At 39.4% G+C, this 9,333-nt stretch carries 6 protein-coding genes and 1 rRNA gene; 2 read left to right on the top strand and 5 right to left on the bottom strand.

Features of this window, described 5'->3' with window-relative positions:
* The 5 genes from JW841_17110 to JW841_17090 form a co-directional block, all read right to left on the bottom strand.
* Nucleotides 1-370, bottom strand: a 16S ribosomal RNA gene (locus tag JW841_17110); the annotation flags it as partial.
* 325 nt (nucleotides 371-695) lie between these two features.
* Nucleotides 696-920, bottom strand: a complete 225-nt coding sequence (locus tag JW841_17105) for a twin-arginine translocase TatA/TatE family subunit (protein ID MBN1962654.1) — start codon at nucleotides 918-920, stop codon at nucleotides 696-698.
* A 180-nt stretch (nucleotides 921-1,100) separates the two neighbouring features.
* Complete coding sequence (locus tag JW841_17100; GenBank protein ID MBN1962653.1) at nucleotides 1,101-1,769, bottom strand: hypothetical protein; 669 nt, start codon at nucleotides 1,767-1,769, stop codon at nucleotides 1,101-1,103.
* 191 nt (nucleotides 1,770-1,960) lie between these two features.
* Nucleotides 1,961-3,598, bottom strand: a complete 1,638-nt coding sequence (locus JW841_17095) for a hypothetical protein (GenBank protein MBN1962652.1) — start codon at nucleotides 3,596-3,598, stop codon at nucleotides 1,961-1,963.
* Nucleotides 3,599-3,607: 9 nt separating this feature from the next.
* Nucleotides 3,608-6,193, bottom strand: coding sequence for a hypothetical protein (locus JW841_17090; GenBank protein MBN1962651.1), 2,586 nt, complete (start codon nucleotides 6,191-6,193; stop codon nucleotides 3,608-3,610).
* 186 nt (nucleotides 6,194-6,379) lie between these two features.
* On the opposite strand from JW841_17090, the gene JW841_17085 reads away from it, so the two are divergent.
* Together JW841_17085 and JW841_17080 are read left to right on the top strand one after the other, a co-directional pair.
* The gene (locus JW841_17085; GenBank protein ID MBN1962650.1) at nucleotides 6,380-7,909 is read left to right on the top strand and encodes a hypothetical protein; all 1,530 of its coding nucleotides are present in this window, start codon (nucleotides 6,380-6,382) and stop codon (nucleotides 7,907-7,909) included.
* A gap of 95 nt (nucleotides 7,910-8,004) precedes the next feature.
* Nucleotides 8,005-9,333 (top strand): hypothetical protein (locus JW841_17080; GenBank protein ID MBN1962649.1); only part of this gene is annotated, 1,329 nt, incomplete at its 3' end.

Here is a 9,333-nt window from a genome sequence, read left to right as displayed (position 1 = left end):
TGCTGCCTCCCGTAGGAGTCTGGACCGTGTCTCAGTTCCAGTGTGGCTGATCATCCTCTCAGACCAGCTACCCGTCTTAGCCTTGGTGGGCCATTACCCCGCCAACAAGCTGATGGGCCGCGGGCTCATCCTTTGGTATAAGGTCTCCGAAAAGATCCCCCACTTTTACCACCCAGCTTTCGCTGTGTGGTCTTATCTGGTATTAGCTCGAGTTTCCCCGGGTTATCCCAGTCCAAAGGGTAGATTACCCACGTATTACTCACCCGTGCGCCGCTCTACTCGTCCCCCGAAGGGGCCTTTCGCGCTCGACTTGCATGTGTTAGGCACGCCGCCAGCGTTCGTTCTGAGCCAGGATCAAACTCTCCGACAAAATTGTGGAGTATGCTCTACAATCTAAATTGCAGAACTGATCCTTAAAAATAGGAATGACTCTAAAGACGATTCTTAGCATCGTCCGAGCTATCTACTCAGCATTAAAATAATGCCTTTCAACGACCCGCACGCACCTTACTTAAATGGCGCTCACTATTCAGTTTTCAAAGACCCGTTCTAAGGCCGCTGGTGCTTTACTACCTCGGCGACCCGTCATCGAGGTTGGCGTATATATGGGTCTCACTTCGCTCAGTCAATAAAAAAATACAAAATGTTTGATAATCCATGAAAAAAACATGATCGCCATTGTACACAATATCTTTTTACACTTTATTATCTGATTTGTTATCTTGCTTATTTCTATCTGTATCAACTGATTCCTGTTTTGCTGGTGTTTGTGAAGGTGGCTGTTGTCCTTTAAAAGCATCGCGAAAACCACGCAAACCCTCACCTAATCCTTTGCCAAGTTCTGGTAATCGTCGTGCTCCAAATATTAAGAAAAGTAGCGCTAAAATAATAAGAATCTCTGTAGTCCCAATACCAAACATGTTGGTCGTTGCCTCCGTTACACTTTACATATCTCACTATCTAATATGAGAATCAGGTTAGCAATCGCTAAAGGAAATCAACCTAAGCTAATATTAACATGTTAATTGAATTAAGTATTGATATTTAAGATAGTTATAATTTTAAAAAGCGCGAAAAATTATTACTAGCAAAGTATTTGCTTAAAATAATTCAAATGTTGCTTCAGCATGCACTTGAGCTAAAACATCTAAAGACAGAAATACCGGTATGTTTTGCGGAAGTTCTTGCAATGCTGAAGCAGATATATTTTCAAAAGTAAACGTTCCATTTACTGCAACATCACTTCCTTCTTTATAAGCGACATTAAGAGTGGTGATATTGTCGTTACTTAATGGAATGTTAATTGTTTCTTGAGATATTTTTGACACATCGTCACCACTTATTGCGGCAAGCTCACTGCCAAGCATACTCAAATCTACTCTCCAAGATGTACCCGGTAAATCAACCCCATCAATAATCATATTGTTAATGTTGATTGCACTGGGGCTTGTTATCTTAAGATCAACATCATTTGGATTGCGCCCTTGTTCTTTTATTTTATCTTCTATTTGTTTACGTAAATCAGCCATTTTAATGAGTGTTGTCGTAAATGTAATCTCGATTGCACAACTTCCGTTATCATTTAATCTGCGCGTAACCGATGTTTGGCCAGAATTGGTATTAACAACTGCTGTGCCACTACATTCACCAGCTAAACCACCAAAGCCTACTTGAACTTGTGAGTTAAAACTGGTTTCAGTGACCAAAACAATTTCAATACATCCATACGCAGATACTACAAACAGAAGCCCCAGCAATTTACGTATCATCGCCCCACCTCTCCTTGAAACTTTTAAAAATGTGAAGCACAAAAGCAGAAACGACACTCTGGCATTTAATGTTTAGAAGACAATTCTTTAAAATAGTATTTTATCACATTGAAAAAATATTAAATGTAATCATTTATTACCGCCACACCTACTTTGGCAGATAACCATACACAAACTTATACATTTTCATTTTATCTCATTATAGTAGCACCAGTAGCTAAAAGCATCGCTTGAGCTGCACGTATGCCATCAACAGCCGCACTAACAATGCCACCGCCATAACCCATACCTTCACCTACTGGATATAAGCCCTTGCATCCGATTGCTTGAAAATCTTTATCACGAGGCAAACGAATAGGAGATGCTGTGCGCGTCTCAACACCTATTATCGTAGCGTCATTGCTAATAAAGCCCGGCATTTTTCGATTAAAGCTTGAAAGGGCTTGTTTTAAAGCGGTTATAATTGGTGCTGGAAATAAATTACTCAAATCGGCAACCGCAAGACCACGAAGATAACTAGTTGCTGGTAAGCTTGAAGATGGGCGTTTATGCATAAAGTCAGAGATCCGCATAGCCGGCGCACCAAAATTACCACCACCTGCGCTATAAGCTGTTTGTTCAATAGCCTCTTGAAAAGCCACACCAGCAAAAACACCATGATGTAAAAACGCCTTAAAATCAACGAAGTCTACCGTGGCGACAATGGCACTATTAGCAAAACGGCCAGAGCGATAAGAACTACTCATCCCGTTAATACATAATTCTTGTGGGCGTGTAGGTGTTGGCAACACCATACCACCCGGACACATACAAAATGAATATACGCCACGGCCATTTGCTAAACGTTCATTGTAAGTTAAACGATAATCAGCGGCTGGGAGTTCTGATAGGTTAGCTGCTTTGCCATAGCGAATTTCATTTAGCCATGCTTGCTGATGTTCAACACGAAAACCAACAGCAAATGGACGTGTTTCTAAATTAATACCTGCCCTATTTATATGTTCCCATACATCACGAGCTGAATGTCCAGTTGCAAGAACCACTGCTTTAGTGTCAAGTTGCTCTCCATTATCAAGCGTTAATCCGTTAAGAGTCTGATCTTGAATTTTAAAACCAGCAACATTGCAATTAAAACGAAAAGTAACGCCAAGATTATTCAGATGTAAACGAAAAGAACGCAGCAAACGGATTAAGCGATCTGTACCTAAATGCGGACGATTATCTATAAGGATATCGTTAATGGCCCCATTAGCTACCAAGGTCTCAAGTACAAAACGTACGCGTGGATCGTTTATACGTGTATGCAGTTTGCCATCAGAAAACGTACCAGCCCCACCCTCACCGAAACAAACATTAGAGTTAGGATCAAGGATGCCTTCACGATATAATCGGCTAACATCATGAGCCCGAGCGTCGACATCTTTGCCACGTTCAATAATAACAGGTGGCCAGCCTGCCTTTGCTAAAATTAACGCAGCAAATAAACCAGCTGGGCCACTGCCAACTACTATCGGTCTTGGGCCATCTGGAATAGATTTAAAATGTATATTGGGTAATTTGATTTCTGCTACAGATTCAACGCGTTTACGCGCCAACAAACGCTGAGCTAACTGCGAAACTAGTGCTAAATCAATTGCATATACATATCTTGGTTTACGATGCCGAGCATCAAGCGCTCGCTGTATTATTCGTAAGTTTATAATTGCAGATACTTTTATTCCTAAGCGCTTTGCTGCCATCTGCTGCAAAGATTTAGCAGGCTCACTATCTTCGTAAGACAAAGGCAAATCACGCAAACGAACCCACAGAGATTGTGACTTACTACTCACTTTATTTACCTATGAAGTAATCCGTCGATTGCGTAATTTTGGCATTCGTTGTTTACGCTTTTTATTAATTACCACAGCCAAAACAATAATAAGAACAAATGAACCGCTGATAATCCATAAATGAAAGCCAAGCGCACGATCTAAAGGGCGTAAAGAATAACGAACCCAACTTCTTACATGCTGCCACCAAGTAATCTCGGTAGTAATAGTTTTTTCTAACTCTTGCGGTTTTAATGATTGCCATTTTTGCCAAGCAAGCATGTACGGCAACAATCCATCTGGTAAATCTCGTGCAGCGTGTATAAGTAAATCAGCTCTTTCTTGTTCGTCACGATTTATTAATTCAGGCCAACGTAAACTATGACGAACTACTTTTGCCAGATCAGTTGACCACTCTTTATATAACTGTGAACGCCTTTCACTGCTTTGTTCTTGCCACCAATCATTTATACGTTCTTTTTCACTTTCATCGCGTGATGATAACCAGGCAAGAACTCGTACTGGACGAAATACACTCTCAGCCCCACTATTTATTTTTTCATCAACCCACTGTCGATGTTTTTTATCTAATTTTGCATACCAATTATTAACCGCACCAGATTTAGTGTTTTGGTCAAGTAAATTCCACCAACGATCTACCTCGCGTTGCATATATGGCGGTTGTTCTAAAAACCATAATTCTACAATAACCCATGGCTTATCACGTTTAGTTAGATGAAAAACGGCTTCTTGCCACCACTGATGTTTGTAATCTTTGGATACATAATCAGGCCAATTTTCTAAAAGTTTGGTTCGTGTTATTTTTGCAAGTGATGTCCACCATTGATCACGTATAGATTGTTGTGCAACTGCTGAAAGAGCAGAAAATGATGCTAATGCTTGCTTTAAAACTTTTTGATTTTCATAACTCTTAAGAGTTTGACGCTCAACCTCAGTTGGATGCGCAACATAAGCAATTCCTGCTTTTGCTAAAGAAAATGAAACCTTAGTATTGGCATGAATTTTTGCAGTTGCACAAGGTTTGCTTTGACTCAACTGCCCTGATTCAGCTTGGGCTTCAACTATATAAGTTATCCCATTATCAAGCTCATCTAAAGTTGGCCGGTCGGTAATACTATGAGCTGGTACTTGTACAACTCCTATCTCGATTTCGTTATTTATTGAAACGCGTTTGATATGATAACTATTAACCACTGGCAAATTATATGTCGTCGCCCATTTGCTCACTTCAGGTGTTAGTGTCGGTAATTCGTTACGTGATGGCAACCAACTTACTTTTACTAAATCGCCATCATAATAAAATGAAGCGCTGGCGGGATTACTATTGCTTAAAGAAGCATAAACTACTGGGGGTGGTTCAAGAGATGGGGGTACAAATGATGCTATAGCTTCAAGACCTTTACCTTCAATCCCAAAGGCATTTACTGGTACAACTCGATAACGCCAAATGGCGTAAGATAATTTTGTATCTTTTATAGTATCATCAACACTGGACCTACCCCGAGCAATCTCAGCGACTAGCTTTGGTTGAGTATCTACCTCTGCTAACATCTTATCAGCGTCGTTTTGTGCAGTAATGTTATCATTTGAATCACAAGTAAGCGTGTCAGTAACAAACGCCATCATTTGCTGCTTATTTAGCTGTCGGTAAACCCGCAAAACCGCTGGAGGATGAGCAGGATTTGGTGCTTGCCAAAAAAGGTGAGCCTTATTTAGTGCAGAATCGTCGATTTTTGTAACTACTGCGGTAAGGATACCTTCTAAGGCCAACGGTTTTTGTTGCATTGCAGATAATGTGACTTTTAGTTTATCAAGATGAGAACGAACTGTTTTTATGGTTGTTGCCAAACTCTGAGTTGATAAATGTGCTTCAAAACCGATATGGACTCCGGCTTCTTGTGCTAGAGCAATCAAATCCAAGGTACGACCAAGAGCAATCTCAAGTCGAAGAAAGGGCTGTAAATAATCACCTAATGGCCTATTTTGCTTTTGCATTTTGTTAATGCTGGCTTCTGCACGAGTCAATTCATCAAGCGCGTTATTAATGTCATCGAGCATGTACTCAGGATCAATTATCTGAGTAGTTATTGGTCGGTTGCGTGAAAAAAGGTCAATAATTTCTTCAGCTTGCAACACTAAATGTGAAATTGCCTTTGTATACGCCCCCAATGGTTGTGCCACTTTACCTAAACGATCGGCTTGACCTAAAGTATCTAAAGCAGCCAGTGCTTCTGCATTATAAGCCTTTACTATCGCCGGTAATGCATCAACAGGAATTTTTGCCTTAACACTAAATGCTAAACGGGAAAAAACCTCAGTAACTACTGCTGGTAAAGGTGACATGGGCGTAGCATCGGGTCGATTGCCAGCTTCAAGAGTTTTTTGCGCCGCTACAGCTATTTCAATCATCGCCAAGCGATGAATATCAAGAGTTGCTTCAAGTACTGCGCTTTCACGATATAATCCTCCATGTGAAAGCGAGGATAACTTTGTATTAGTTTTCGGTAGGTTAGCTGTATTGTTGATTGATTCTTGCGCTAAAGCTGAACCATGCAATAAACAAATGATGCTCAACCCAAAATAAATTATAAACATAGGTGATTGGTTACGAATTTGGAACATAAAGTCAATTATTAAGATAAGTTAAGACTACTAGCCAATCAGATTGTTAAAAAATTATTCTTTACATTTTTTTAATTAGTAGCTTTTCTTTTTATTATATAAATACGGTAGAACGGTAATAGTTGCCGCAAGTAGGCTTACCTTGATATGCGCAAAAAAATGAGGCCAACAACCGTAAATATCGACAACCCTCGTCTTGGCCAGGATATTTTTGAAGCCCGTTTGTCTGAAGTTTTATTAGAGCACGGTATTATTAGACCTGAAGGCCTGCAAGAAGCTTTGCGCCAACAAGTGTTATTAGGTGGTCATTTAGCAACCAATCTCTGGGAGCTAAATTTTGTTGATGGTAAAGAACTTACACGAATATCAGCCGAATTACTCAATATTGCAGTTGCGGATCCTCGTGACATCGCTAATGCAGATTTAGAAATTCGACGTTTATTTACTAAAGAACATATCGAGCAATTACGATTACTACCCATTCGCGTTGTCGGCTCAGTATTGCAGGTTGCTACTTCAGAACCTTGGGATCTGTTAACCTTAGGCAGAGCTGCATTTCATTGTGGCTATCCAGTCGAACCTTTCTTTTTGGCTGAAGTTCCACTAGCCGCCTTAATGGAAAAAATCTATGGTATTCCAACTACGGTTCGTTTTTGGTTTGGTATACAAAGCAATGAACGGGTGACACCAAAGTTGGTGCCACGAACAACTGCGGATAACTCAAGTATTTTTAGTAAAAAATCTTCTTTAGTATCTGATGTACAACGAGAAATATCCAAAATTCGTAATATTCGTACACAATCACCTGTAATCATTAAAAATGATGACCAAGCCCCTATAAATAACAATATCAACGATACATTAATATCTGAAAATTTATCTAACCTTAATTGCCAAACAGAAGTCGCAACTTCTATCACAAAACAAAATAGCGAAATTCAAACATCTTCATTAAATGATGTTCAGCTGGGCAATATAACAATAAGTGATAGAGGAATTGCACCTGAAGCTGCAATTTCTGCGGCAACAGAAGCTGCGGTTTCCAATAATAATGCGGCAAAAATTATTAATGATTCACGTGCTGCTCCAGCCAGCACGATGGCGCCTACTTTTCAACCACCGCCAATTAATGAAAGACTTATTGTTGCACCATTAACCAACGCCCAAGCAGCCGCCATTGAAGCACCTCCTGATGCTATTGCGACATTTGCAGAAGCTAATTCTGCGCTTGCTTTAGCTAATGATCGCGATGAAGTTGGTCTTGTACTTTTACGTTTTGCTTTATCAAAAGCTAAACGAGTTGTTGTGTTTGTCAGAAGAGCATTGTTATGGGCTGGATGGATGGGTGCTGGTGAAGGGGTTAATGTAACACATCTTCATACATTGTTAATGCCTACAGCTCCAGGGACAATATTTGGTTTAGTGGCGAACACCGGTGCTCATTTTATTGGCCCGCTGCAGCCTAGTCCTGCTTATGCACCATTTCTGTCAGCTTTAGGCGGTGGACGCCCTGCAACAGCGGCATTGCTACCTATACATTTTAATGGACGACTAATATTTGGACTTTATCTCGATGCAGGGCCACAAAAACGGGTTACCGCAGATATTGGTGACCTAATCGTTTTAGCACAACGCGTGCCTTCAGCACTTGAACGCTTAATTCAAAGTCGTTTCAATTCGCGCAAATAATAATAAATAATTCTTATAATATATTGTGGTAGTCTACTTAAAGTCAGAGTATATAGTTTGTACCTAAGTGGCTGGGGAGAGTTTTATTAGCGAAAGTGACGCAAATAAAAACCAAAAAAACAAGAATTCATGATAGTTTCGCGACGAAACAAGCAATAAAGCGATCGCTTAATGATCCAACATTTTTTTTAAAAGCATCTTCAGTAGAACAAGAATTTAATAAAGAGAATAATAGATTATTAATTGAAGGCACAAGATTATTAGTATGGTCAGGTTCGCCTATATTCCTGATTTTCGGCCTTCTAGACTTTATCAGATATCCCTATGATGCTCGTTTATTTATACTTTTGCGAATTATCGAGGTTAGTCTCGCTTTAATCTGTCTTGGCGCTACTTATACTAATATCGGCAAACGTTTCATTTCTTCATTATCTGCGCTAATCGTATACTCTACTTCTTTGATAATAATAACTATGACCATTCTTGCAGGTGGTTTTGTTACAGACTATTATATCGGACTAATAATTATACTTGCTGTAGTTGGTTTCTACTTACCTTGGTCAACTCTGGCAATGAGTATTTTTGCTACAACAATTTTGTCTATTTTTATAACTACTAATTTTATAATATACGGCGACTCCTCACTTAATTATATTATTCCAAAAGTATTTTTTCTAGCTACAACTAGCGTTTTTGCTATTTGCGCAAGTCACTTTAACCGCAAAAAACTTCTTCATGATGTCCTTCTTCGGTTGAAACTCGAAAAAGCAAATAATGATTTACAAGCATTAGATGAAGCGAAAACTAGGTTTTTTGCCAATATTAGCCACGAATTGCGTACACCACTAATGCTAATCTTGGGTCCTTTAGGAAAATTACTCGAAACCGAATCAGACACTGCAAAACACGCGGTTTATGCAAGTATGCGTATAAATGCGCAACGATTGCTTCGGCAAGTAAATGCTATTTTAGATGCAACAAAAATTGAAGCAGGACATCTTAAACTAAGAGTTACTGAAGATAATATTGGAAATCAATTAGAAATATTGGTGGCTGCTGCACAACCACATGCCACAGTACGTGGGTTAACTATTGAGACAGACGGTCTTAAATCATTACCTGATAGTATTTATGACCCTGACAAAATAGAAATAGTTGCAGCTAACTTAATATCAAACGCCATAAAATTTACCCAGCCTGGCGGGAAAATTACTATTCGAGCTAATAGTGATAAAGATAATATCTATTTTAGTGTTAGTGATACCGGTCCAGGAATAGCCAACGAACATATTGCCCATATTTTTAAGCGGTTTTATCAAATAGACGCTAAAACCACGAAAACACATAATGGTAGTGGTCTCGGTTTGGCTTTAGCTAATGATTTAATTCGTCTGCATGAAGGTATAATTAATGTATCTAGTAGT

It is taken from the genome of Deltaproteobacteria bacterium (genome assembly GCA_016931625.1).
Lineage (GTDB): Bacteria > Myxococcota > XYA12-FULL-58-9 > XYA12-FULL-58-9 > JAFGEK01 > JAFGEK01.
Note: the sequence above shows the minus strand (reverse complement) of the source record. Positions and strands in the feature narration are given on the sequence as shown.

Coding starts and splice junctions, on each gene's coding strand:
- JW841_17105 (MBN1962654.1), bottom strand. CDS start 920: ATGTTTGGTATTGGGACTACAGAGATTCTTATTATTTTAGCGCTACTT.
- JW841_17100 (MBN1962653.1), bottom strand. CDS start 1,769: ATGATACGTAAATTGCTGGGGCTTCTGTTTGTAGTATCTGCGTATGGA.
- JW841_17090 (MBN1962651.1), bottom strand. CDS start 6,193: ATGTTTATAATTTATTTTGGGTTGAGCATCATTTGTTTATTGCATGGT.
- JW841_17085 (MBN1962650.1), top strand. CDS start 6,380: ATGAGGCCAACAACCGTAAATATCGACAACCCTCGTCTTGGCCAGGAT.